The sequence below is a fragment of the Pseudomonas sp. D3 genome (assembly GCF_029320995.1).
Classification (GTDB): Bacteria; Pseudomonadota; Gammaproteobacteria; order Pseudomonadales; family Pseudomonadaceae; genus Aquipseudomonas; species Aquipseudomonas paraveronii.
Window position 1 is genome coordinate 878,501 of record NZ_CP119772.1, and the last position, 24,813, is coordinate 903,313.

Annotated in this window: 22 protein-coding genes and 1 pseudogene; 6 read left to right on the forward strand and 17 right to left on the reverse strand. The window is 63.4% G+C overall.

Annotation, left to right across the window (positions count from 1 at the left end; genetic code table 11):
• Positions 1–17: 17 nt before the first annotated feature.
• The 9 genes from P3S72_RS03770 to cbiE form a co-directional block, all read right to left on the reverse strand.
• A complete protein-coding gene (locus P3S72_RS03770; protein WP_276196307.1) occupies positions 18–1,388 on the reverse strand; it encodes a PepSY domain-containing protein in 1,371 nt (456 codons plus the stop codon).
• Between the two features lie 115 nt (positions 1,389–1,503).
• On the reverse strand, positions 1,504–3,579 hold the full coding sequence (locus P3S72_RS03775) for a TonB-dependent copper receptor (protein WP_276196308.1): 2,076 nt from the start codon (positions 3,577–3,579) through the stop codon (positions 1,504–1,506).
• Between the two features lie 93 nt (positions 3,580–3,672).
• The gene (locus tag P3S72_RS03780; protein WP_276196309.1) at positions 3,673–4,098 is read right to left on the reverse strand and encodes a DUF2946 domain-containing protein; all 426 of its coding nucleotides are present in this window, start codon (positions 4,096–4,098) and stop codon (positions 3,673–3,675) included.
• An 11-nt stretch (positions 4,099–4,109) separates the two neighbouring features.
• The gene (locus P3S72_RS03785; protein WP_276196310.1) at positions 4,110–4,592 is read right to left on the reverse strand and encodes a copper chaperone PCu(A)C; all 483 of its coding nucleotides are present in this window, start codon (positions 4,590–4,592) and stop codon (positions 4,110–4,112) included.
• Positions 4,593–4,639: 47 nt separating this feature from the next.
• Positions 4,640–5,035 (reverse strand): DUF2946 domain-containing protein, encoded by a 396-nt coding sequence (locus tag P3S72_RS03790; RefSeq protein WP_247407434.1) that lies wholly within the window; start codon positions 5,033–5,035, stop codon positions 4,640–4,642.
• Between the two features lie 96 nt (positions 5,036–5,131).
• On the reverse strand, positions 5,132–5,422 hold the full coding sequence (locus P3S72_RS03795; protein ID WP_198718356.1) for an addiction module antidote protein: 291 nt from the start codon (positions 5,420–5,422) through the stop codon (positions 5,132–5,134).
• A gap of 3 nt (positions 5,423–5,425) precedes the next feature.
• Positions 5,426–5,728, reverse strand: coding sequence for a type II toxin-antitoxin system RelE/ParE family toxin (locus P3S72_RS03800; RefSeq protein ID WP_247407437.1), 303 nt, complete (start codon positions 5,726–5,728; stop codon positions 5,426–5,428).
• A 373-nt stretch (positions 5,729–6,101) separates the two neighbouring features.
• Positions 6,102–6,821, reverse strand: a complete 720-nt coding sequence (locus P3S72_RS03805; protein WP_276196311.1) for a cobalt-precorrin-6A reductase — start codon at positions 6,819–6,821, stop codon at positions 6,102–6,104.
• Positions 6,818–8,023, reverse strand: coding sequence for a precorrin-6y C5,15-methyltransferase (decarboxylating) subunit CbiE (cbiE, locus tag P3S72_RS03810; protein WP_276196312.1), 1,206 nt, complete (start codon positions 8,021–8,023; stop codon positions 6,818–6,820). The genes P3S72_RS03805 and cbiE overlap by 4 nt, the downstream gene beginning before the upstream one ends.
• A 38-nt stretch (positions 8,024–8,061) precedes the next feature.
• Here cbiE and cobG point away from each other — a divergent pair, with 38 nt between their 5' ends.
• The 5 genes from cobG to P3S72_RS03835 all read left to right on the forward strand — a co-directional run bounded on the left by cobG (position 8,062) and on the right by P3S72_RS03835 (position 13,418).
• Positions 8,062–9,414 carry a precorrin-3B synthase gene (gene cobG, locus P3S72_RS03815; RefSeq protein WP_276196313.1) on the forward strand — a complete coding sequence of 451 codons (1,353 nt, stop codon included), beginning with the start codon at positions 8,062–8,064 and terminating at the stop codon, positions 9,412–9,414.
• Positions 9,407–10,033, forward strand: a complete 627-nt coding sequence (locus P3S72_RS03820; RefSeq protein ID WP_276196314.1) for a precorrin-8X methylmutase — start codon at positions 9,407–9,409, stop codon at positions 10,031–10,033. Before cobG ends, P3S72_RS03820 begins: the two co-directional genes overlap by 8 nt.
• The gene (locus tag P3S72_RS03825) at positions 10,030–10,764 is read left to right on the forward strand and encodes a precorrin-2 C(20)-methyltransferase (RefSeq protein ID WP_276197889.1); all 735 of its coding nucleotides are present in this window, start codon (positions 10,030–10,032) and stop codon (positions 10,762–10,764) included. Before P3S72_RS03820 ends, P3S72_RS03825 begins: the two co-directional genes overlap by 4 nt.
• Positions 10,764–12,401: a precorrin-3B C(17)-methyltransferase gene (cobJ, locus tag P3S72_RS03830; protein ID WP_276196315.1), complete on the forward strand. Its 1,638-nt coding sequence runs from the start codon at positions 10,764–10,766 to the stop codon at positions 12,399–12,401. The genes P3S72_RS03825 and cobJ overlap by 1 nt, the downstream gene beginning before the upstream one ends.
• 237 nt (positions 12,402–12,638) lie before the next feature.
• Positions 12,639–13,418 carry a hypothetical protein gene (locus P3S72_RS03835; RefSeq protein ID WP_276196316.1) on the forward strand — a complete coding sequence of 260 codons (780 nt, stop codon included), beginning with the start codon at positions 12,639–12,641 and terminating at the stop codon, positions 13,416–13,418.
• Here P3S72_RS03835 and P3S72_RS03840 read toward each other — a convergent pair.
• The 3 genes from P3S72_RS03840 to purD form a co-directional block, all read right to left on the reverse strand.
• Complete coding sequence (locus P3S72_RS03840) at positions 13,415–14,011, reverse strand: MarC family protein (protein ID WP_221809711.1); 597 nt, start codon at positions 14,009–14,011, stop codon at positions 13,415–13,417. The genes P3S72_RS03835 and P3S72_RS03840 overlap by 4 nt on opposite strands.
• Before the next feature lie 881 nt (positions 14,012–14,892).
• Positions 14,893–17,664, reverse strand: coding sequence for a hybrid sensor histidine kinase/response regulator (locus P3S72_RS03845; RefSeq protein ID WP_276196317.1), 2,772 nt, complete (start codon positions 17,662–17,664; stop codon positions 14,893–14,895).
• 101 nt (positions 17,665–17,765) lie between these two features.
• Complete coding sequence (gene purD / locus P3S72_RS03850; RefSeq protein ID WP_276196318.1) at positions 17,766–19,058, reverse strand: phosphoribosylamine--glycine ligase; 1,293 nt, start codon at positions 19,056–19,058, stop codon at positions 17,766–17,768.
• A gap of 21 nt (positions 19,059–19,079) precedes the next feature.
• Between purD and P3S72_RS03855 the strand changes: the two are divergent.
• A pseudogene (locus tag P3S72_RS03855) lies at positions 19,080–19,193 on the forward strand (outer membrane lipoprotein carrier protein LolA); the annotation flags it as partial.
• Between the two features lie 15 nt (positions 19,194–19,208).
• On the opposite strand, the gene purH reads toward P3S72_RS03855, so the two are convergent.
• From purH to prmA, 5 genes are all read right to left on the reverse strand, one after another.
• Positions 19,209–20,816, reverse strand: coding sequence for a bifunctional phosphoribosylaminoimidazolecarboxamide formyltransferase/IMP cyclohydrolase (gene purH, locus P3S72_RS03860; RefSeq protein WP_276196319.1), 1,608 nt, complete (start codon positions 20,814–20,816; stop codon positions 19,209–19,211).
• An 81-nt stretch (positions 20,817–20,897) separates the two neighbouring features.
• Positions 20,898–21,218: a DNA-binding transcriptional regulator Fis gene (gene fis, locus P3S72_RS03865; RefSeq protein ID WP_043049474.1), complete on the reverse strand. Its 321-nt coding sequence runs from the start codon at positions 21,216–21,218 to the stop codon at positions 20,898–20,900.
• Positions 21,215–22,228: a tRNA dihydrouridine synthase DusB gene (dusB, locus tag P3S72_RS03870; protein ID WP_247398770.1), complete on the reverse strand. Its 1,014-nt coding sequence runs from the start codon at positions 22,226–22,228 to the stop codon at positions 21,215–21,217. Before dusB ends, fis begins: the two co-directional genes overlap by 4 nt.
• Before the next feature lie 185 nt (positions 22,229–22,413).
• Positions 22,414–23,658: a DUF3426 domain-containing protein gene (locus tag P3S72_RS03875; RefSeq protein WP_276196320.1), complete on the reverse strand. Its 1,245-nt coding sequence runs from the start codon at positions 23,656–23,658 to the stop codon at positions 22,414–22,416.
• 30 nt (positions 23,659–23,688) lie between these two features.
• On the reverse strand, positions 23,689–24,567 hold the full coding sequence (prmA, locus tag P3S72_RS03880; protein WP_276196321.1) for a 50S ribosomal protein L11 methyltransferase: 879 nt from the start codon (positions 24,565–24,567) through the stop codon (positions 23,689–23,691).
• Positions 24,568–24,813 lie beyond the last annotated feature (246 nt).

The following is a 24,813-nucleotide window of genomic DNA, read 5'->3' on the forward strand; positions in this document are numbered from 1 at the left end:
CCACGGCGGCGTCGGCGTCAAGCGCGCGAGGGTTGCGCCAACAGCCGCGACAGCAGCAGGCGATCCAATGCCCACACGACGATCAACGACGCGCCCACCAACGGAAAGATGATCGCCAACCCGAGCATGATCACCATCGCGGTTTTCCACTTCGGCAGGTCATGACGCAACGGCGGCACACCCAGGCCGCCCGCCGGTCGCCGCTTCCACCAGATCACCACGCCGCTGACGGCGCTGAGCAGGATCATCAGGCAGATCAGCAGCACGATCAGTTGATTGACCCAGCCGAACATCTTGCCCTCGTGCAACATCACGCCGGTCTCGGTCGCCCGCGCCACGCCGTTGTAGTGTTCCCAGCGCACATCGGCCAGGACCTTGCCGGTGTACTGGTCCACATGCAGGGTCGCGTCATTGCGCGGGTCGTTGGCGAATACGGCGACAGTGAATACGCCCTCGGCAGTGGTGGGCGGGGTGATGCTGTAGCCGGGTTCGACCTTGCGTGCGGTGGCCAGGTCGACCACTTGTTGCAGGCGGATGGTGGGCGCGGCAGGGGCGGCATGCATCGCGCCGTGGTTCATGTGTTCGGCATGGTCGCCGGACACCGGCATCGGTGTGTTTTCCAGGGCCCAGGGCACGGTCTGTTGTGTCGCGGTGTTGAGCACGCGGGCCTGTTGATCGGAGGTCGGTATGGCGTTCCACATCGCCGCCGGGAAGCGGTTCCACAGCTCGGCGTATTGCTTGCCCCAGAAGCCGGTCCAGGCCATGCCGCTGAGCAGCATCACCAGCAACAACGCGGCGCCCCAGAAGCCGGTGACCACGTGCAGGTCGCGCCAGAACACCCGGCCACGGGTGGTGAAACGCGGCCACAGCACGCCGGACGATGACTTGCCGCGCGGCCACCACAAGTACACGCCGGAGATCACCAGCATCACGCCCCAGCCGGCGGCGAGCTCGATCAGGCGATCACCCACGGTGCCGATCATCAACTCGCCGTGCAGGGCGCGGGCGATGGCTTGCAGGTTGTTTTTCGCGTCCTGCGTGCCGAGCACGGTGCCGCGATACGGGTCGACGAACACCGTCACTTCGCGGCCGCCGTCGTGCATGACGAACTGGGCGCTGCTGGTGGCGTCGGCCGGTGGCAGGTATTTGCTGAGCGTGCCCCGGGGGTAGGCGGCCTTGGCGCGCTGCAGTTGCTCGTCGGCGCTCAGCGCGTGTTCGGCGGCGGGGACGGTGAGCAGGTCGCCGTACATCAGCGGGTCGAGCTGGGGCTTGAACAGGTAGATGATGCCGGTCAACGCCAGCAGCACCATGAAGGGGGCGACAAACAGCCCGGCGTAGAAGTGCCAACGCCAGGCCAGGTTGTAGAAGGAGATTTTTTGTGTGCTCATCAGGGGGCTCCGCAAGGTTTTGATTTTTCTGGGTCGGTTACACCGCCATCGGGGGCAAGCCCCTCCCACATTTGAAGTGCATTTCAAGTGTGGGAGGGGGCTTGCCCCCGATGCTTTAGAAGCTCATGTCGACCTTGGTCCAGAGCGTGCGCCCCGGCTCATTGATGGCTTGCGGATCGTTGGCCGGGTAGCCGAACCCGGCGTTGCCGGCCAGGTTCAAATGCTCGGCGTAGGCTTTGCCGAACAGGTTGTCGACGCCGGTGCTGACCTTGAAGTTTTTATTGATGCGGTACGCCGCGTTCAGCGAGAACACGCCAAAGCCGCTGCTCTTGTCGTAGTCCTTGCCGACCACGTTGCCTTTGTTCTGGTCGATGCGGTTTTGCGCGGCGACCACTCGCCACAAGGCGCCGGCGCTCCAGTCGTCCTCGCTGTAGGTCAGGCCCAGGCGCGCATCCAGCGGCGGCATTTGCGGCAGGGGCTTGCCGTCGCTGCTGTTCTTGCCCCAGGCATAGGCGAGGGTGGCGTCGGCCTTCCAGTGTTGGGTCAGCTTGTACGCCGCGCCCAGTTCGCCGCCCATGATCCGTGCGTCGACGTTACGCGCCTGGGACGTGGTGCCCATCATTCCGGCCTGGTAGTCGAAGAGGATGAAGTCGCGCACCTGGCCGATATAACCCGAGGCCCAGGCTTCGAGGTCAGCGGTCTTGTATTGCGCGCCGAAGTCGAGCTGAGTGGTTTTCTCCGGCTTCACGCCATCGAACGCATTGACCGAACCGGCCGCGCCGGTGTTGGCGGAAAACAGTTCCCAGTAATCCGGGAAGCGCTCGGCGTGGCCCAGCCCGGCGTAGAGCGTGGTCGGGGTGTCTGCCAGGTCGTGCTCATAACGCATGAAACCCGAGGGCAGGGTGTCGGCGCGGGTGTCATCGGCGGTCGGGTTGGGGCGCGCCGACATGCCTGAACCGATGGTTTGGCGGAAGTCCCTGGCCGAGGCGCGGTCCAGGCGTGCGCCGGTGATCAGGCGGTCGCGGTCGGCGGCGTACCAGGTCAGTTCGCCGAAGACGCCGTAGTTATGGAAATTGGCGTCCTTGTTGCGCGGCAACTCCTTGTAGGTGTCGACGCCCATGCTGCTGCGCTGGCGGTGTTCGTTGGTCTGCGCATCCAGGCCGCCGATCAGTTGCAGGTCGGCCCAGCGCCAGGTCGCCTTGATTCGCGCGCCGAGGGTGCGGCGGTCGACGTTGGAGGCCATGGGGCCGGCCATCATCCCGGTGCCTGACGGGACGCGCAGGCTGTAGTTGTCCATCACGTGGTCGGCGTAGTTGTAGTAGACCTGGGCTTCGACCTTGTCCAACACCTCACCGATATTGGACTTCTCGAAGCGCAGCCCCAGGCTTTCGCGCAGGAACTGCGAGCCGTCCATGCTGCGCCCGGCGTAGCGCGCCTCGCCATCGCCGCGGCCGGCGCTGAGTTCGAGCAGGGTGTCGGCGTCGGGGGTGAAGCCGACCGCGACGTCGCCGTTCCACTTGTCGTAGCGCGAGGCGACCGTGTCGTTATTGCCGTCCTTGTAGTCGTCGGAGTGCGCTTGGTTGCCGATCACCCGCACGTAGCCCAGGGGCCCGCCGGCAGCGGCATCGACGACTTTGTCGAAGCGCCCGTTGGAGCCGGCCAGCACGCTGGCGTTGAGCCGCGTGCCCAGTTCGCCGAAGTGCTCGGGCTCGCGCTCGAACAGGACGGTGCCCGCCGATGCGCCCGGGCCCCAGAGCACGGTTTGCGGGCCTTTGATCACGGTGAGTTTGTCGTAGGTTTCCGGGGAAATGTACGACGTAGGCGCGTCCATCCGGCCGGGGCAGGCGCCGAGCATCATGCTGCCGTTGGTGAGGATGTTCAGGCGTGAGCCGAACATGCCGCGCAATACCGGGTCGCCATTGGTGCCGCCGTTGCGCACCAGGGCGAAACCGGGGATGGTCTTGAGGTAGTCGCCGCCATCGCTGGCGGGCACCGGCTGGCGTGGGTCTTTCGGGTTGGTGACCACCGTCAGCGGCGAGCTGGGCGCGATCGCCGTGATCACGGTGGGGCTCAGTTCGTGCTCGGCGTGCTCATCGGTATCGGCATGGGCCTGTGGCATCAAGAGCGCGCCGCACAAAACGGCGAACACGGAGGTGCTTCCCAAACGGGTGTCAGCAGAAAACCTGGACATGAAAAATTCCATCGATCAATCGTAAACAACACGGCCAGCAGCCTGCGGCTGTCTGTCTAAAGTCGGCCGGGGTGAGGTAACGGTATTGAGTGCTTACGCGGCGATGGGCGGGGCACGGCTGCGTGCGCCGGGGAAAATGCTCTGCCGGGCATGGCCCAGGCGCGGTGAGGGGGTGAGGGCGTTGATCGGCGATGGGGCGCCGAGGGTGAGGTGGGACACGCTGCCAGGCAGTGCCGGGCAACTGAAGAGCAGGCTGCAATAGCCGCACTTTTCCCAGAGGACGTGGTGTTCGTCGGGGGCCTGTTTTTGCGTCGGACGCTGTTGCGGTTCGCCGTGGCACTCGGGCATGTCCATGGACATGCTCATGGACATACCGGCGTGCTGATTCATCGGCATCGCTTGGGAAATCAGCGGACCGATAAAGATCATCAGCATGGCGAACAGGCTGATCCAACTGCCGCGCTTAAGGCTTATGGGCCGGCGGCGATGCACGGACAACCTGGCGCGCGGGGCGCCCATCGAGTGTTGGCCTACTCGGCGTGTTTATGCTCGTGGGGGGGCATCTGCGGGACTTTCTGTACGGACACTTGCACCTCGACGTCCCCGGCCTTTTCGAAGGTCAGGGTCAGTGGGAAGTGTTTGCCGTCAGCCAGCACGCTGCGGTCTTTGAGACCGAACAACATCACGTGATACGCCATGGGCGCGAAGGTCAAGTCACCCTTGGCCGGCACGGCAACGCTGGGCACTTGTTGCATCTTCATCAAGGCGCCTTGCATCACATGCTCATGCAGTTCGGCTTTGTCTGCCACCGGGGTCTTGACGCTGAGCAGGCGGTCCGGGGTTTCGCCGGTATTGTGAACCACAAAGTAGGCCGCGACGGTCGGCGCATTGGGTGGCAATTCCTGGGACCAGGGATCGCTGACCAGCAGGTCGCCGGCCTTGTAGTCATCAGCATTGGCAGCACTGAACACCGGCAGCAGCAACGCGGCCAGAAGCAGGGAAGATTTGAGCATGGCAGTTCTCCAGAACGGTTCTAAACGCAGTTGATTTGCGAAGACCATCAGACCGTTGGAGAGGCACGCGGGTTAAGGCTCGGCCATTGCTGGCGCGGCGTGGGCGACTGCAATGACGGCGGCGGCAGGCTCTGCACCGCCTCGAACCGTGTGACATACAACAGCGGCACATGCCCCGGCAACGCCACCAACGGCGCCGAGCCCGAGCAACACCAGCAATGCTGCATGGCGGAGTGATCGTCCTGCTGCGGTGCCGGGATGTCCAACTTGCCCAGGGCAATGGTTTTCAGGCTGGCGCCATTGGACGAACAGAAGCTGCCCCACAGCAGTTGCTGCACGGGGTCCTTGGACTGCTGCATCGCCCCGGCCAGCGGCATCGCAAAGGCGTTGAACAGCACTGCAAAGCAGGCGATCCAGACGATTGCAAAGCGTTGACGGGCCATGGCGGACAATCCGTAGGGTTAAACGATCAGGTGGGTATTTAGCCTGATCGGGGGGGATAAGTAAAAAGTGGCGGTGTGGTTTGGTGTCGCAGTGTGTCAGACCGCTGTGGCGTGAAGCTTGAGGCCCAGCGCTTTCATGACTTTCATGATAGTCGCGAACTCGGGATTGCCAGTGCTGGAGAGGGCTTTGTACAAACTTTCTCGTCCTAGGCCGGCGTCGCGAGCGACTTGGGTCATGCCTTGGGCGCGAGCGATATCGTTCAGCGCTGTGCGAATCAACAGACCGTCGCCAGCATCTTCTTCAAAGCAAGCATCCAGATAGGCGGCCATCTCAAAAGGAGTCTTAAGGTATTTTGCCGCATCGAAACGGGTAAAAGATTCGCTCATAAGTCACTCCTGGCTGCCAAGATTTTTTGCCATGTGTATTGCACGCTTGATGTCTCGGCTTTGTGTTGATTTGTCGCCGCCCATCAGCAGCAGATAAACCACCTTGTCTCGGCGAGTGAAGTAGACCCGATACCCGGGGCCTTGGTGGATTCGCATTTCGCAAACACCCTCACCTACAGCCTCACAGTCGCCGAAGTTTCCTGCTTGCGCCATGCGCAGCCTCGTCACAACGCGTACTTTTGCGAGCGGATCGCGCATTGCTTCGAGCCATTTGACAAACTCGATGGATTCTTCGAACTCAATCATCGCAAATCGTATTCCTTGGGATACAGAATGGCAAGCTGCGACGCGCTGCAAAAGCAGTGCATCCCCATCGCGCAAGCTGGTGCAAAACCGCGAGAGGGGAGGTTAGGGCGGGGGCGTTTAGCTGAACCAGCCGGCTGGTTCGGAGTTGGTCGTAAGGTGAATCGTCTTTCTGCTGGGTAAACCAAACAGTGGGTGTTTTGGCTAGGTGTTCGTACAAACAGAAACGTGCGACACCTTTTTGAGGTTGCTGGTCGCAAACGTGATCTCTAGTCTGCGGACATCGCTGCAAACTCAGCGATCATGCGACTGCTACGCAGTCGAACGGGAGCAAGTTCCCTCGCCACAGCAAGTCCCCACATTGGCGAGGTGTCGTTTAGCGAGACCAGATTGCCTGTAGCACCGCAGCCACGGTTGTGAATTCTCGATCTGCCGCAGCCAACACCGGCCGCCTCAACACCAACACCGGCACCCCACGCTCGCGCGCCACTTCCAGCTTCGGTTCGGTGGCGGTGCTACCGCTGTTCTTGCTGATCAGCACATCGATCTGTTGTCGATCGAACAACGCACGCTCGTCTTCGATCAGAAACGGCCCACGCGCGCCGATCACTTCGCAGCGTTCATTGCCCGGATACACCTCCAGCGCGCGCAGCGTCCAGAACTGCTCCTGCGGGATTTCATCAAGATGCTGCAACGGCTCGCGGCCCAATGTGAACAGCGGGCGCTTGAATGGCTTCAGTGCATCGATCAGCTCCGCCCAGTCACCGACTTCGCGCCAGTCATCTCCCGCTTGCGCTTGCCACGCCGGGCGGCGCAGGGCCCAACACGGAACACCGCACAACCGCGCCGCCTGGGCGGCGTTGTGGCTGATCTGTGCCGCGTAAGGATGGGTGGCGTCGAGGATCAGGCTGATCTGCTCGTCGCGCACGAACTGCGCCAAGCCTTCAAACCCGCCGTAGCCACCGACCCGCACTTGGCACGTGAGGTCAGTCGGCACGCGGCCCACTCCGGCCAGGCTGTAGATATGTTCCGGCCCCAGGGTGCGGGCGATGGCGAGGGCTTCGGTGACGCCGCCCAGCAGCAGGATGCGTTTCATAGTGGCTTGATCACGTCCAGCAGGGTGATCGGCAGCGCCTGGCGCCAGGTGTCGAATTCACCGAGCGGCTGGGCCTGGGCCACGTGGATACGGGTCAGCTCGCCGCCGTGTTGGGCGCGCCAGGCCATCAGGGTCATTTCGCTTTGCAGGGTCACGGCATTGGCGACCAGGCGCCCGCCGGGGCGCAGGTGTTGCCAGCAGGTCTCGAGCACGCCGTCGCGGGTGACGCCGCCGCCGATGAAGATCGCGTCGGGCGTTTCCAGGCCGCCCAGGGCTGCGGGTGCGGTGCCGCGTACCAGTTGCAGGCCTGGCACGCCGAGCGCGTCGCGGTTATGTTCGATCAGCGTTTGGCGGCCGGCATCGGCCTCAATCGCCAAGGCGCGGCAGCTCGGGTGGGCACGCATCCATTCGATGCCGATGGAGCCGCTGCCCGCGCCCACGTCCCACAGCAGTTCGCCGGGCAGTGGCGCCAGGCGGGCCAGGGTCATGGCGCGCACGTCGCGTTTGGTCAGTTGACCGTCGTGCTTGAACGCCGCGTCCGGCAGGCCGGCGAGGCGCGACAGGCGCGGGGTATTGGCGTCGGCCAGGCAGTCGATGGCGACCAGGTTCAGATCGGCGACTGAGGCGTGCGGCCAATCGTGGGCCACGCCATCGAGACGCTGCTCATGCGCACCGCCCAGATGTTCAAAGACGCTCAGACGACTCGGCCCAAAGCCGGCTTCAACCAACAGCGCCGCAATCGCCGCCGGGCTCTGCCCGTCATTGCTCAACACCAGCAAGCGCACGCCGCTGGCCAGATGCGCATTCAGCGCCGCCAAGGGCCGGGCGACCACGGATAACGTCATCACGTCCTGCAACGGCCAGCCCAGGCGCGCGGCCGCCAACGACACGGAGGAGGGCGCCGGCAAAATCAGCAACTCTTCAGCCGGCACCTGCCGCGCGAGGCTGGCGCCGACGCCGTAGAACATCGGATCGCCGCTGGCCAGCACGCACACCGGTTCGCCGCGCCGCGCCAACACCGGTTCCAGGGAAAACGGGCTCGGCCATAACTGGCGCTCGCCGCGAATACACAGCGGCAACAGGTCCAGTTGGCGTTGGCCTCCGATGATCCGCGACGCGCGCAACAAGGCATGCCGGGCGTTTCTGCCCAGCCCTTTGAAGCCGTCTTCACCGATGCCTATTACCGTCAGCCAGGGCGACATATGAATTCCTTGAACGACATCCGACGGGCAGGCTTTTCATGCCGTCGGACAAAGCAGGCATAATACCGCGCCTTGACCCGCGAACCGGTAGCCCCGTGAACCCAATCCCTGCTCTGAACACCTTGCGCCCCTCGGCTTGTCCGGGGTTGCTGCGTATCGTCCAGGCGTTGGACGGCGGCATTTGCCGGATCAAACTGGCCGGCGGCGCCATCAGCGCCGCGCAAGCCCATGCCGTGGCGGATGCGGCCCAGGCCTATGCGGGCGGGGTGATCGAGGCGACCAACCGCGCCAACCTGCAGATTCGCGGGATCGGCGCCGAGCAGGACGCCTTGATCGCAATGCTCCTTGCCGCAGGCCTCGGGCCCAGCACCGCCGCCGGTGACGACGTGCGCAACCTGATGCTCAGCCCCAGCGCCGGTATCGACCCGCAGATGCTGTTCGACACGCGCCCGCTGGCCGACCAGATCCTCGCCACCCTGCAAACCCACGCGCGCTTCCATGAGCTGTCGGCCAAGTTCGCCGTGCAACTGGATGGCTTTGAGGCCCTGGCGATGCTCGAACATCACCATGACCTGTGGCTGTCGGCCTTTGAACAACACGGCGAGACGCTGCTCGCGTTCGGCCTGGCCGGTTGCCCGGGGTTGGATGCGCCGCTGGCGGCGGTGCGACTGGAGCAGGGGCACGCCTTGGTGGTGGCGGTGCTGGAACGGTTTCTGGACCTGGCCACGCCGGCGCACACGCGGATGCGTCATCTGCCTGTGGATAACTTCCTCGCGGGTCTGCACCTGCCGCTGTTGCCGGTCGATGGCTTCAAACGCCCGGCCAGCGGGGCGTTGCTGCACCTGGGAAGTTATCCACAGCGTCAGCAGGATCGGGTCTACGTCGCCGCCGTGGCGCCGCTGGGTCGACTCGACTCAAGCATGCTCAAGGGCGCAGCCCAACTTGCCAATGAGTATGGCGACGGCACGCTGCGCTTTACCCCCTGGCAAGGCCTGCTGCTGCCCAACGCCAAAAGCCACGATGCCGCCGCGATCACTGCGCGTCTGGAACAGTTGGGCTTCCTCTGCTCGGCGGAGCAACCGCTGGCGCACCTGATCGCCTGCACCGGCTCCAGTGGCTGCGGCAAAGGCCTGGCCGACACCAAGGCCGACGCCGTGCAACTGGCCGCGCTGCACCCCGGCCACGCGGTACACCTGTCCGGCTGCCCGCGTTCCTGCGCGGCGGCGCACAGTGCGCCGGTCACTTTGCTGGCGGTCAGCCCCGGTCACTACGACGTCTATTTTCGCGAGGCAGCCCAGCCCGGTTTCGGCCGGCTGCACGCGCGCACTCTTTCTATTGAAGCGGCGGGCGCCCTGCTGCGCGCTCACCCACGGAGCAACACCGATGATTGATTACATCCGCGACGGTCAGGAGATCTATCGCAACTCCTTCGCCATTATTCGCGCGGAAGCCAAGTTGGAGCGCATCCCGGCCGACCTGGAAAAACTCGCGGTGCGGGTGATTCATGCCTGCGGCATGGTCGAGGCGATCGACGGCCTGCAGTTCTCCGAAGGCGCAGGCAAGGCCGGGCGCGCAGCGCTGGCCGCCGGCGCGCCGATTCTGTGCGATGCGCGGATGGTCTCCGAAGGCGTGACCCGTGCGCGGCTGCCGGCCAACAACGAAGTGATCTGTACCCTGCGCGACGACCGCGTGCCGGCGTTGGCGCAGGAGCTGGGCAACACCCGTTCCGCCGCCGCCCTGGAACTGTGGCGCCCGCACCTGGCCGGCAGTGTGGTGGTGATCGGCAACGCGCCGACCGCCTTGTTCTACCTGCTGGAAATGCTCGACGCCGGCGCGCCGAAACCGGCGTTGATCCTTGGCTTCCCGGTGGGCTTCGTCGGCGCCGCCGAATCCAAGGCAATGCTCGCCGCCGACAGCCGTGGCGTACCGTTCGTGATCATGCAGGGCCGTCTGGGCGGCAGCGCGATGGCGGCGGCGGCGGTCAATGCCCTGGCCACGGAGGTCGAATAATGTCGGCACGCGGACGTTTGATTGGCCTGGGCGTAGGCCCCGGCGACCCGGAACTGATCACCCTCAAGGCCCTGCGCCTGCTGCGCGAATCGCCCGTGGTGGCGTACTTCGTGGCCAAGGGTAAAAAGGGCAACGCCTTCGGCATCATCGAAGACCACCTGGTGGCGCAGCAAACCCTGATGCCGCTGGTGTACCCGGTGACCACCGAAGCGTTGCCGGCGCCGCTGTCCTATGAACAAGTGATCAGCGATTTCTACGACAGCGCCAGCCTCGACGTCGCCGCGCACCTGGACGCCGGCCGCGATGTGGCGGTGATCTGTGAAGGCGACCCGTTCTTCTACGGCTCCTACATGTACCTGCATGACCGCCTGGCCGAGCGTTACGAAGCGCAGGTTATCCCCGGTGTGTGTTCGATGCTCGGCGGCGCCTCGGTGCTCGGCGCCCCGCTGGTGTATCGCAACCAGAGCCTGTCGGTACTGTCGGGGGTGCTGCCCCATGAAGACCTCAAGCGCCGCCTGGCGGATGCCGACGCGGCGGTGATCATGAAGCTGGGGCGCAACTTCCCAAAGGTGCGCCAGGTGCTCGAAGAGCTCGGCCTGGCCGAGCGTGCGCTGTATGTGGAGCGCGCGACCATGGCCAACCAGAAGATAGTGGCGTTGGATCAAGTCGAGCCGATGTCCTCGCCGTATTTCTCGCTGATCATCGTGCCTGGTGAACGGTGGCAAGGTTGATGCGCCCGGCGATTGTCATTCTGGGGCAGGGCAGCCTGGCCACGGCGCGCCGGATTGCGCAGGTGTATCCGGGCGCGGTGATCCACGGCCTGCTGGGCCGGGTTGACGGCGCAGACCAAACCTACAGCGAATTCGGCACGACCCTGCGCCAGCTCTATCAGCAAGGCACGCCGTTGATCGCGCTGTGCGCCGCCGGCATCGTGATCCGCACCCTGGCGCCGCTGCTGCTGGAAAAAGGCGAAGAGCCCGCCGTGCTGGCGGTGGCCGAAGACGGCAGCGCGGTGGTGCCGTTGCTCGGTGGCCTGGGCGGGGTGAATGGCATGGCGCGGGAGATTGCCGCTGCGTTGGGCGCGACCGCCGCGATCACCACCAGTGGCGAGCTGCGGTTCGGCACGTGCCTGCTCAACCCGCCGACGGGTTATCGACTGGCGGACCTGGAGCTGGGCAAGCGCTTCGTCTCTGACCTGCTCGCCGGGGAAAGCGTGCGTATCGAAGGCGCCGCGCCGTGGCTTGACCAGGCCAACCTGCCGCAGGACCAACAGGCGCGCCTGGCGATCCACGTGGGCAGCGCCGAGCGTGTACCGGCGCCCAACGAGTTGCTGATTTATCCACAGAACGTATGCGCCACCTGCAAGCCCGGTGCGCAATTGGCGCAGCGTGTGCGCGCGGCGTTGCATGCGTCGGGGATTGCCGTGCAGTCCCTGGCCTGCCTGTTGGCCAGCGATACCCAGATGGCCGAACCGTCGTTGCACGAAGCGGCGTTGGAATTGGGTGTGCCGCTGCGTTTCGCCGAGGTGGCGCAAGCGGAAGACATCGTTGTTTCGGTCGCCGAGCAGCCCCTGAACGTGTCCCAAGTCGGTCGCCCGCGTGGCCGCCTTGCGGTGATCGGCCTCGGCCCTGGCGCCGCCGACCTGATGGTGCCGGCGGTGAAGGCCGAACTGGCGCGCTGTACCGATGTGCTGGGGTACGAGACTTACGTGCGCATGGCCGGGCCGTTCCGTGACGATCAGGTGCAGCACTGCACCGATAACCGCGAAGAAATGCAGCGCGCCCGCCACGCCTTCGAATTGGCCGCCCAAGGCCGTTCGGTGGTGGTGGTGTCGTCCGGCGACCCTGGCGTATTCGCCATGGCGGCGGCGGTGATCGAGGCGCTGCATGAGTCCAGCGACCCGGCCTGGCACCAGGTCGACCTGCAAATCCTGCCGGGTGTTTCCGCCTCCCTGGCCACCGCCGCCCAAGCCGGCGCGCCGTTGGGGCATGACTTCTGCGTGATGTCGCTGTCGGACAATCTCAAGCCCTGGTCGATCATCGAGCAGCGCCTGGACCTGGCGTCCCAGGCCGACCTGGCCCTGGCGTTCTACAACCCGATCTCGCGTGCGCGCCCGTGGCAATTGGGGCGCGCCCTGGAGATCGTCGCGCAACACCGCAGCGCCGAAACACCGGTGGTGCTGGGCCGCGACATCGGGCGTCCGGGCCAGACCCTGCGCGTGACCACGCTGGGGCAACTGACCCCGGAACAGGTGGACATGCGCACCATGGTGCTGATCGGCTCGTCCACCACCTGCGTGTTCCCGCGTGCGGGCGGCGGTGAGTGGGTGTACACACCGCGCTGGTACGGAGAAAAACCGGCCTCCTGAAAACCGCCGCGCAACCGCCGGAAAGCTCCGAATGACGCTGGGTGAACACCCGCCGTCATTCGGGGCTTTTTCTTTTTTTGTCGATGAAATACGCACGTGCCCACGGGGCACCCAACGAATGCTGGGCAGCGCCGTGCGGGCACTGTCGGCAAGGCATGTTTGTCGTGTGGAAAGCCCGCCAGCGCCTGGACTAGTGTGGACACACGCCCCATGTGGGGTGCTTGTGGAGAACTGAAAATGGAGCGACATCACAGAAGGATCAACAGCACCAAGCGGCGCAAATTGATTGCGGCCTATAAGCTGCCCGGTGCGCCGGGGACGCACGCTGTTTTACCGCTGGATACCGAGGACGACTGCAACGCGGCAGTGGTCAACAATGGCGTGATCTCGTTCGCTGATGGCCTGAGCGGCCTGAACCGCGAATACATCCGCAAAAGTTATCTGTTGGCCAGCAGCTACGTGAGCGATGTCTTGAAAGTGCGTCGCGGCACGGAGGGTTGGTACGACGAATTTATCAAGGTGATGATCAGCCTGGGCTGGCTGCCGGTGCGTAGCCGTTTCGAGCGGGTCTCAAGCGCCGGTAAGGGCCTGACGGTGCAACTGGCGGCGCTGAATATCATCGCGACCCTGCTGGCCTCGACCTCGTTGACCGGGCCACTGCTGGCGGCCCTACCGAAACTGGCTGCCGATGCGCTGGACGCCTTGAAGCAGATGCCCGCGTCGTTCGAGCTGTTCAAGCGCAATAGCACGGTGCATCAGGGCGGCGATTTTGGCCTGGCCTCCTGCGCCGAAACCGACGGCGAAGTCATGATGGTGCTGGTGACCTACAGCTCCCATGGCGTCAGCAAACAGGTGGGGCTGCCCTTTCTTGAGTGGGACAGTTCCTCGTTCGAGGCCTTCAGCGGGCAAACCTGCCTGGTGCTGAATACCTCTGTGGTCAACGAAAAAACCATCCAGTTGATGCGTGAGAGTGCGGGCGACAAGGTGCAACTGGCGATCGCCAAATACCGGATCTAAGGCACCAGGTAGCCGCGCACCCCGGTAAAGATAATTTGTGCGGCCAAGGCGCACACGAACAAGCCCATTAACCGACTGACAATTTGCAAGCCCTGGTCACCGAGAATCCGTTCGATACGGTTGGACAAATACAGCACCACACCCACCGTGAAGCTGGCCAGGGCGATGCTGAGGATGGCGGTGAGCTTGTCATCCCAATGGGGCTGGCTGACGCCCATCACCAGCAGCGCCCCGATGGTGCCGGGGCCGACGGTGAGGGGAATGGTCAGCGGGACGATGGTCACGTCCTGCTGCACGTTATCGGTCTGCACCGCCGACTTGCCCTGGGCCATGCCCAGGGCCGAGATAAACAGCACGCTACCGGCGCCGATGCGGAAGGCGTCCACGGTGATGCCGAACACACTGAAAATCACCCGGCCGAACAGGTAGAGCAAGACGCTCGACACCAGGGTCGCCAGCGCCACTTTCCAGGCCAGGCGTCGCCGTTCTTTGCTGGAGTAGCCGCGGGTCAGGCTGATAAAACAGGACAACACGAAGAACGGGCTGTAGAGCACCAGCATCTTCAGGTAAACGCTGAATAACACGTGGAGCATGGGGGTGGCTCGCGACAGAAGGAGATTGGCGGAGTCTATCAGGCGACAGCGCACAAATGTGCGAGGGGGCAGGCCCCTCCCACATAGGATCTGTGGTGTTCATCCATTGTGTGGCAGACGCAGGCTCAGTGTGGGAGGGGGCTTGCCCCCGATGGCGGTGTGAGAGTCAGCTTATGTGTAACTGTTCCAGCGCTATCGGGAGCAAGCTTGCCATTGCCGTCTTTCAGTCGATGCATCGGTGACTGATCCGCCGCCATCGGGGGCAAGCCCCCTCCCACATAGGATCTGTGGTGTTCATCCATTGTGTGGCAGACGCAGGTTCAGTGTGGGAGGGGGCTTGCCCCCGATGGCGGTGTGAGAGTCAGCTTATGTGTAACTGTTCCAGCGCTATAGGGAGCAAGCTTGCCATCGCTGTCTTTCAGTCGATGCATCGGTGACTGATCCGCCGCCATCGGGGGCAAGCCCCCTCCCACATAGGATCTGTGGTGTTCATCCATTGTGTGGCAGACGCAGGTTCAGTGTGGGAGGGGGCTTGCCCCCGATGGCGGTGTGAGAGTCAGCTTATGTGTAACTGTTCCAGCGCTATCGGGAACAAGCTTGCCATCGCTGTCTTTCAGTCGATGCATTGGTGACTGATCCGCCGCCATCGGGGGCAAGCCCCCTCCCACATAGGATCTGTGGTGTTTATCCATTGTGTGACAGACGCAGGTTCAGTGTGGGAGGGGGCTTGCCCCCGATGGCGGTGTGAGAGTCAGCTTATGTGTAACTGTTCCAGCGCTATCGGGAACAAGCTTGCCATCGCTGTCTTTCAGTCGATGCATTGGTGACTGATCCGCCGCCATCGGGGGCAAGCCCCCCCCACACTGAGCCTGCGTTTGACGTTAAGAGGGCGCGCGCTCCGGCTGTGGCTGGCGCTGCGCCACCCAGTATTCCACCAGTTCGCGCAATTGCGACAACTCCACCGGTTTGGCCATGTGCCCGTCCATCCCGGCCTGGCGTGCGCGCTCTTTGTGTTCCGAGAGGATGTGTGCAGTGAGCGCCACCACCGGCGTGCGAATGCGCTGGTGGCTGACTTCCCAGGCCCGTAGCTGCTGGGTCGCGGAGAAGCCATCGAGGATCGGCATTTCACAGTCCATCAACACCAGGTCGTAGCGCTGGGCTTTCATCGCCAGCAGGGCTTCTTCGCCGTTGCTCGCGGTGTCCGGGTTGAGGTTGAGCTTGCCGAGCATGCCGCGGATGACTTTGGTGGAGATGCTGTTGTCTTCGGCCACCAGGATGCGGAAGTCGCTGGGCACGGTGATGGGCGCCGGGATGTTGAGGGGCGCGCGTGGCTGCCCGCCGCCTTTGCTGCGCTGGGTCAGTTCGTCGGCCAGGGTGGTCTTGAGGGTGTAGCCGGCCACTGGCTTGGCGAGGATGCGCTTGATCCCGCAATTGCGCGCAATGATCTTGCTCGGCGCGTTACTGATGCCGGTGAGCATGATCAGCAGGATGTCGTGGTTCAGGCTCGGGTCTTCCTTGATCTTTGCCGCCAGTTGCATGCCGGTCATGCCGGGCATGTTCTGGTCCAGCAGCACCACGTCGAAGTAATCACGCAGGTGCGCCTTGGTGCGCAACAACGCCAGGGCTTCCTTGCCCGACGGCACGGCGCTGACGTTGAGGCCCCAGGCGGTGCATTGCTGCACCAGCACTTTGCGGCAGGTGTCGTTGTCGTCCACCACCAGCACCCGGGCACCCTTGAGCGGGCCGTCGAGGTCGGAGGTCGGGTGTTCCAGGCGTTCCGGGTCCAGCGGCAGGGTCAGCCACAGGGTGCTGCCCTGTTGCGCGCCGCTCTTGATGCCGAATTCGCCGTTCATCAACAGGATCAACTGGCGGGCGATGACCAGGCCCAGGTGACCGCTCAAACGGGTGGCCGAGAGGAAGTTCTTACTGTGCAGTTCGCTGTGCAGCAACGCATCGCGTTCGGCGGCTTCCATAGGCAGGCCGCTGTCTTGCACGGCAATGCGCAGGCGCGGCTTGGTGCTGCGCTCGTCGAGGGCGACGACGATCAACACTTCGCCTTCGTCGGTTTTCTGCAGGGCGTTTTCCAGCAGGCTCAACATTGCCTGGCGCAGGCGCGTCGGGTCGCCGCTGATCACCCGCGGCACCTGGGGCTGGATAAAGCTGATCAGCTCGACGTTCTGCTGCTCGGCCTTGGCGCGGAAGATGCTCAGGCAATCTTCGATCAGCGCATTGAGGTCGAATTGCACGTCGTCCAATTCGATCTGTCCGGATTCCAGCTTGGAGATATCGAGGATTTCGTTGATCAGTGTGAGCAGTTCGTTACCGGCGCTGTGGATTGTCTGCACATAGTCGCGCTGCTTTACCGACAACGGCGTGCCCAGCAGCAGCTCGGTCATGCCCAGCACGCCGTTCATGGGGGTGCGGATTTCGTGGCTGATCTTTGCCAGGAACTCGGCCTTGGCGGCGATTTCGGCGTTGCTGGCCGCCAGCTCACGGCTGAGGTTGAAGCGTGCTTCGACAAGGGCGCGTTGGCGCTCGCCCAGGGCCAGGCTCATCAGCAGGCCGCTGAGGCAGATAAAGCCGAGCAGGGTAATGATCAAGCCTTGCGGCGCCAGTCGCGTGAGGCCAAGCAGGGCGGGCAGGATGATCAGTATGCCGATGTTGAACACCACCATCCCCGCCACGAACAACCGCGCCGGCCGGTAGCCTTTTTGCCAGTGATACGCCGAGACAAACAACATGCTCAGGCCGGCCAGGGCCACCAGGGCGTAGGTGATGAAGTTCAGCGGCAAGGTGTTGACGAACAACAGCAACAGGCCGCACAGCACGATCAGCAGAATGTCGGCCATCAACAGTTTGTTCAGCGGGTGCGGGCCCAGGGGCATGAAGAAGCGATAGGCAAACATCAGCCCGCACGGCGCGGTCAGCAGCAGGGCGAGGTAGGCGCCCGGTGTCTGGACCGCGTGCCAATTTTTCAGCCATGGCCCCAGCAGGTTGAGCAGCAACGCCAGGCTGAGCATCAACAGCAATTCGCTGGCCGCCAGCCACAGGCTGCTGCGTGAGCGGTGGTAGGCGAAGCGGGAGAGGTTGTGCAGGATCAGCATCAGCAGGCAGCCGAACAACAGGCCGTAGATCAGCGTCTGGGTCTGGTCGGCGGCGGCGAGTACGGCCGGTTCCAGGGTGATATAGGGGCGCAGTTCGTGTTCCGAGACCAGGCGCAGGTAGACCTCAAGGGGCTTCGGGCTCTGTGGCATCGGCAGCATGAAGTCGCTGCTGGGCAGCGGTCGCTCGGATTGGGGCTGGCGGGTGCCGGTGGTTTGCTGTTCCACCAGGGTGTCGCCATCCAGCACATAGAGGCTCAGGTGGGAAACGTCCGGGGCGAATACCCGCAGCACTTGCTCGTGCTGGCCGGGCTGCAGCTTGAAACGTACCCACAACGCACCCTCCGGCTCGGCGGCGGTGATCCGGTCCAGTTCGGTGGGGCTGAATTGGTTGGTGTAGCGCGGGGAACGAATGTCGCTCAGTTGCAGGTCGGCTTGTTCATCAAGCAATACTGCCCAGCCACTGCCTTGCGCGGCGGCCTGGGCCGGGAGCAAACAGAGCAATGTCAGCAGACTGAGAGTGAAACCTATGGCGATCCTGAGCCAGCGCACGGCGAAATCCCTTCGTAGGTTGATGCACGGGTTAACTATGCGCGGGGTGACCTGAGTACGGCAAGGGCCAGAGGCCCTCACCTAACCGAACGGATAGCGACTTAATGCGTCTCGCCACGTTCACGGGCAATCGCGCGATAGCCGATGTCTTTGCGGTAGAAGCAGCCTTTCCAGCTGATTTTTGCGGCCAGCTTGTAGGCCTGTTGCTGCGCGGCGTCGACACTGGCGCCCATCGCCGTGGCACACAGCACACGGCCACCTGCGGTTACGACCTTGCCGTCCTGGAGCGCGGTGCCCGCATGGAACACCTTGCCTTCCAGCGTCGCCGCCGCGTCCAGGCCTTCAATCACATCGCCCTTGGCGTAGTCGGCAGGGTAACCACCGGCCGCCAGCACAATGCCGACGCTCGGACGTGGGTCCCACTGCGCTTCAACCTTGTCCAGGGCCTGGGCCAGTGCGGCTTCCACCAGCAGCACCAGGCTCGATTGCAGGCGCAGCATCACCGGTTGGGTTTCCGGGTCGCCGAAGCGGCAGTTGAACTCGATGACTTTCGGGTTACCGGCTTTGTCGATCATCAGACCGGCGTAGAGGAAACCGGTGTACACGTTGCCTTCGTCGGCCATGCCACGCACGGTTGGCCAGATCACCAGGTCCATCACGCGTTTGTGCACTTCGCTGGTGACCACCGGGGCCGGGGAGTAAGCCCCCATGCCGCCGGTGTTCGGGCCGCTGTCGCCGTCGCCGACGCGCTTGTGGTCCTGGCTGGTGGCCATCGGCAGGACGTTCTTGCCGTCGACCATCACGATAAAGCTGGCTTCTTCGCCGTCGAGGAACTCTTCGATGACCACGCGCGAACCGGCTTCACCGAAGGCGTTGCCGGCGAGCATGTCGCGCACGGCGTCTTCGGCTTCCTGCAAGGTCATGGCGACGATCACGCCTTTGCCCGCAGCCAGGCCGTCGGCCTTGATCACGATCGGCGCGCCTTTTTCACGCAGATAAGCCAGGGCCGGCTCGATCTCGGTGAAGTTCTGGTAGTCGGCGGTCGGGATCTTGTGGCGCGCCAGGAAATCCTTGGTGAACGCCTTGGAGCCTTCCAGTTGGGCCGCGCCGGCGGTCGGGCCGAAGCAATCCAGGCCGCGGCTGCGGAACAGGTCGACGACGCCGGCAACCAGGGGCACTTCCGGACCGACGATGGTCAGGGAAACGTTTTTCTCGGCAAAGTCTGCCAGTTGTTCCAGCGCCAGCACGTCGATGGCGACGTTTTCGCACTTGGCTTCAATGGCGGTGCCGGCGTTGCCGGGGGCTACGAATACTTTCTGGACGCGTGGGTCCTGGGCAACTTTCCAGGCCAGGGCGTGTTCACGGCCACCGCTGCCAATGATCAAAACATTCATTTCAAAAACCTCTGAGAAACGCTGTGCTTCCCTGTAGGAGCGAGCTTGCTCGCGAAGGTCGTCAACGATAACGAGGGAAACCTGACACCCCGTGGCGTTTTTGAGCTTTTCGCGAGCAAGCTCGCTCCTACAGTCGGGAAGCGGTGCTGTTTAGTGACGGAAGTGGCGCATGCCGGTGAAGACCATGGCGATGCCGGCTTCGTCAGCAGCAGCAATCACTTCGGCATCACGCATCGAGCCGCCCGGTTGGATCACCGCGGTCACGCCAGCGTTCGCGGCATTGTCCAGGCCGTCGCGGAACGGGAAGAACGCGTCGGACGCCATCACCGAGCCCGCAACCTGCAAACCGGCGTGTTCAGCCTTGATCGCAGCGATACGCGCCGAGTTTACGCGGCTCATCTGGCCGGCGCCGACACCGATGGTCTGGCGGTTTTTGGCGTAGACGATGGCGTTGGACTTAACGTACTTGGCCACTTTCCAGGCGAAGATCAGGTCGTTGATTTCCTGCTCGGTCGGCGCGCGCTTGGTCACCACTTTCAGATCGGCGCTGCTGATCATGCCGATGTCGCGGCTTTGCACCAGCAGGCCGCCGTTGACGCGCTTGTAGTCCCAGGCAGCGGCACGTTCAGCCGACCACTCACCGCAGGCCAGCAGGCGCACGTTGGCTTTGGCGGCGACGATGGCGCGGGCTTCTTCGCTGACGGACGGGGCAATGATCACTTCGACGAACTGACGCTCGACGATGGCCTTGGCGGTCTCGGCGTCGAGTTCGCGGTTGAAGGCGATGATGCCGCCGAAGGCCGATTCGGTGTCGGTGGCGTAGGCCAGTTCGTAGGCCTGGCGGATACCGCCTTCAGCGTCCGGGCTCACGGCCACGCCGCATGGGTTGGCGTGTTTGACGATCACGCAGGCCGGCTTGACGAAGCTCTTCACGCATTCCAGCGCGGCGTCGGTATCGGCCACGTTGTTGTAGGACAGTTCTTTACCTTGCAGTTGGGTCGCGGTGGCGATGCCCACTTCGGCCGGCTTGGCTTCCACGTAGAACGCCGCACTCTGGTGCGGGTTCTCGCCGTAGCGCATTTCCTGGGCCTTGATGAACTGGCTGTTGAAGGTCCGTGGGAACTGGCTGCGACCTTCTGTGCTGAGGGTCTCGGCGGCCTGGTTCACGGTGCCCATGTAGTTGGCGATCATGCCGTCATAGGCGGCAGTGTGTTCGAACGCCTTGAGCATCAGATCGAAACGCTGGGCGTAGGTCAGGCCACCGGCTTGCAGGCTTTCAAGCACCTGGGCGTAGTCGCTGGCGTTGACCACGATGGCCACGTCTTTGTGGTTCTTGGCGGCCGAGCGAACCATGGTTGGGCCACCGATATCGATGTTTTCGATGGCGGTCGGCAGGTCGCAGCCCGGCTTGTTGATGGTAGCTTCAAACGGGTAGAGGTTCACCGCGACCAGATCGATCGGCTTGATGCCGTGCTCGTTCATGATGGCCTCGTCGATACCACGACGGCCTAGGATGCCACCGTGGATTTTCGGGTGCAGGGTCTTGACCCGACCGTCCATCATTTCTGCGAAACCGGTGTAGTCCGCGACTTCAACTGCGGCCACGCCGTTGTCCTGCAGCAGTTTGAAGGTCCCGCCCGTGGAGAGGATTTCCACACCCAGGGCTTCCAGCCCCCGGGCAAATTCGAGAACCCCGGTCTTGTCGGAGACACTGATCAAGGCGCGGCGGATCGGCAGGCGGGTGGTCTGGTCGGTCATTTCAATTTCCATCAAAAGCAAAGGAGTCAGCAAAAAAGGCGACCGGTGTTACGCGGGCGCCTTTCTGGTCGGATTGAATGCTTACAGCAAATCGTATTGTTTGAGCTTTTTGCGCAAGGTGCCACGGTTCAGACCCAGCAGTTCACTGGCTTTGGTCTGGTTGCCCTTGACGTAGTTCATCACGCTTTCGAGCAAGGGCGCCTCGACTTCGGAGAGCACGAGGTTGTACACGTCCGTGACGGAAGCGCCCTCAAGGTGGGCGAAATAATTGTGCAGCGCCTTCTCGACACTCCCGCGAAGGGTCTGGCCTTCTTCGCTCGGCGTGTTGAGGTGCTGTTTCAAATTGACGTTGTCGCTCACGGGTGTTGTTCCACTCACTAAAGTCTCGGTCATCGTCGTCATGCGGCCACCCCTTCTCCGTCCCCTGTCACCAGGCTCTTGTCACGCTCGCTGAAGTACTCTCGAACGGTGGCGACCTGTGCTTGCGTATCATCCAAACGATTGAACTGGGCGCGAAACTCCCTGGCGCCCGGCAGGGTTGCGAGATACCAGCCGACATGCTTGCGAGCAATGCGTACTCCCATCACGTCTCCATAGAAGACGTGCAGGGCGGCCAGATGCTCTAGCAGAATACGTTCCACCTCGATCAACCCCGGTGCCGGCAGGAGCTCGCCGGTACGCAGAAAATGCTCGATTTCACGAAAAATCCACGGCCGCCCCTGGGCGGCCCGGCCAATCAACAGGCCATCGGCGCCGGTCGCGTGCAGCACGCGCCGGGCTTTCTCGGCTGAGTCGATATCGCCATTGGCAAACACCGGCATCGACACCGCCTGCTTGATCGCGGCAATGGTGTCGTACTCGGCTTCACCGGTGTAAAGGTCGGCGCGGGTGCGGCCATGCACCGCCAGCGCTGAAATACCCGCCTGTTCGGCGATCTTCGCCACCGTCAGGCCATTCTTGTTGTCCCGGTCCCAACCGGTACGAATCTTCAGGGTGACCGGTACATTCACTGCGGCGACAACGGCCTGCAGGATCTCGGTGACCAACTGTTCATCTTTCAACAGCGCGGAACCGGCGGCCTTGTTACAGACCTTCTTGGCCGGGCAGCCCATGTTGATATCAATGATCTGCGCGCCCAGCTCCACGTTGGCCCGGGCCGCCTGCGCCAGCATCTGTGCATCGCCACCGGCGATCTGCACCGAGCGGGGCTCGGGATCGCCTTCGTGGATCATGCGCAGCCGCGATTTGCGGGTGTTCCACAAGCTCATGTCGCTGGTGACCATTTCCGAGACTACTAGACCCGCGCCCAAACGCTTGCACAGCTGACGAAAGGGCTGGTCGGTGACTCCCGCCATTGGGGCGAGAATCAAGCCATTGTGCAATGTGTATGGGCCGATGCGTACCGCCGACATAGGACTTCCCTGTTGTGGGGCCGGATCATTAGAGTTCGAAAAAGGGTTGGCATGATACCCGCTCTCGATGACTGGATAAAGGCTGAATTGGATAAAATCTGAACAGTTATTTCTTTATCGCTGCTGGTTTGGTTGCCGGCGGTCCGGTCAATAATCTGCCGTCAAACCTCGGTGACCGAGCCGATTCACTCGGGCGAGTGGAAGCTCAGGCTGTAATTCACGGCTTTGTTGCCGGGGTCGAGGATGTCGAGGGAGATATGGATCGGCGTCTGCGACGGCATTTCGCTGACCCCGGCCAACTCACCGCTCAGGTATTCGGCGGGCTTGAAGCGACGACTGGCGATCAGGCTGCCGTTCAGGTCGGCAAACCGCAGTTCCAGCAGCGGAAACGGCTGGGAGAACGTCGCACGGTTATAGATGATGGCATCCACCACCAGCGCGCCGGCGAATTCCGGGTGGCTGCGCACCACCAGGTTGCTGCTCTTGATGTGCGCGATATCGACCCGTGATGGCACCGTGCAGCCCAGTGTCGGGCACAGTTGCTGGAACCACGGGCGATAGGCGTCCTGGCGCGCCAGGTCGTCGAATTGGTAGGCAATGTACTGGCCAGCGAGGCCGGCGGCGGCGATCAGCACCAGCAGCAGCCAGATCAGGCGACGGCCCCAGCTCGACGGGCGTTTGCCTGAGTACAAGTGCAGCGGGTCATCTTCGAGATCCTGCAGCAGGTCGTCGTGGGCGCTGGCGGCAGTGCGCGAGCGCTTGCGGCCGGACAGCGGGCGCTCGTCGGGTTCAGGTTCGTCGGCTTCGTCGCTGACAGCGCTCACGGGCGGGTCGAGTTGCTCGTGCTCATCGGCGGGCGTGGCGCGCAGTGGTGGCTCATCGTCGATGTCGTCGGTGTCGAGTGACATTGACGGCTCGGTGCGCTGTTTGGTCGCAGAGGGATTTGCCGGTTCAGGTTCGTCTTCGGGCGCCTTGGCGCGTTCTTCAGGCGGTTCGCTGAACAGGCTGGCGGCCCATTTTTCTTCCTCGGCCTTGATCGTGTCGCGGCTGGCGCTGAGGGCATCTTCCTTTTTGCGCCGGTCGGCGCCTTGACGGCGTTCCGCACCCTGCGGCTGGGTGTGCTGAATCTCGCGGCGTTCCAGCTTGGCCAGCTCTTCGTCCAGGTCCAGGTTGTCCAGGTCCAGCTCTTGGGCTGTCCACTGCTTCTGGCTGATTGCCCGGGGCGCCTCGGCGGCGTGTTCCGCTGTGGCCGGCTGTTCAGGCTTCGGCGCTTGCGCGTGGGCGCGCTGCTCCAGCAACTGGCGCGCAGCGTTGAACACTTGCAGGCACGAGCCGCAGCGCACGACACCGCGTGCCACGTTCAACTGAGCATGGCTGACGCGAAAGCGCGTTTGGCAATGTGGGCACTGGGTGACGAAACTGTCGGTCATGCGGCCATCCGATTCAGGCAAGCGCTCATTCTAGCGCCGACGCCCGCTGATGCGTACCCAGCCATCACGATTGGCGATCGGGTCGAGCTCGAAATCCTGTGCATAGGCGGCGGCAACGTCGTCACCCTGTTCGGCGAGGATGCCCGACAGTGCCAGACGGCCCCCCGGCTTGACCAGGCTCGACAACTGCGGCGCCAGGGCCACCAGCGGACCGGCGAGGATATTGGCCACCAGCACATCCGCCTGCACCTGGGGCAATTGCTCCGGCAGGTACAGTGGGAATTTGCTTTCAGCAATGTGGTTGCGCCCGGCGTTATCGCGGGAGGCTTCCAGGGCTTGTACGTCGATATCGGTGCCGACGGCTTCCTTGGCGCCCAGCAATAGGGCAGCAATCGCCAGAATCCCCGAGCCGCAGCCGAAGTCCAGCACGTGGCAATCGTTCAGGTCCTGGCCGTCCAGCCATTCCAGGCACAGCGCGGTGGTCGGGTGTGTGCCGGTGCCGAACGCCAGGCCCGGGTCCAGCAGCAGGTTCACCGCCTCTGGTTCAGGCGCGGCATGCCAGCTCGGGACGATCCACAGGCGCTGGCCGAAACGCATCGGCTGGAAATTGTCCATCCAGCTGCGTTCCCAGTCCTGGTCTTCGATGATTTCGCTGTGGTGCTCGGGCAGCGGGCCGCCGGTGAGCAGTTCCATATGGGCCAGGACGGCGGCGGCATCGGTGCCGTCTTCGAACAGGGCCAGCAAGTGGGTGTGGGACCACAGTGGGGTGGTGTTGAGTTCCGGCTCAAAGATCGGCTGGTCTTCGGCGTCCATGAAGGTCACCGAGACGGCGCCCACTTCAAGGAACGCGTCTTCGTAGGTTTCGGCTTGTTCTGGGCTGATGGCGAGACGGACTTGCAGCCAAGGCATGGCGGGCACCTTTGAAAAAATGAGTGTGCAGCGGGGAGGGGCTGCGAAAGCGCGCAAGTTTACGCGAGCGGCGGGCAGAAGACGACTGTGCTGACTGTACGCCGGTCAAATGTGGGAGGGGGCTTGCCCCCGATAGCGGTGGTTCAGTCTCAGATAAGTTGACTGACACACTGCTATCGGGAGCAAGCCCCCTCCCACATTTGGACTGTGTGCATCTTCAAAATAGAGCGCACAGAAACAACAAAG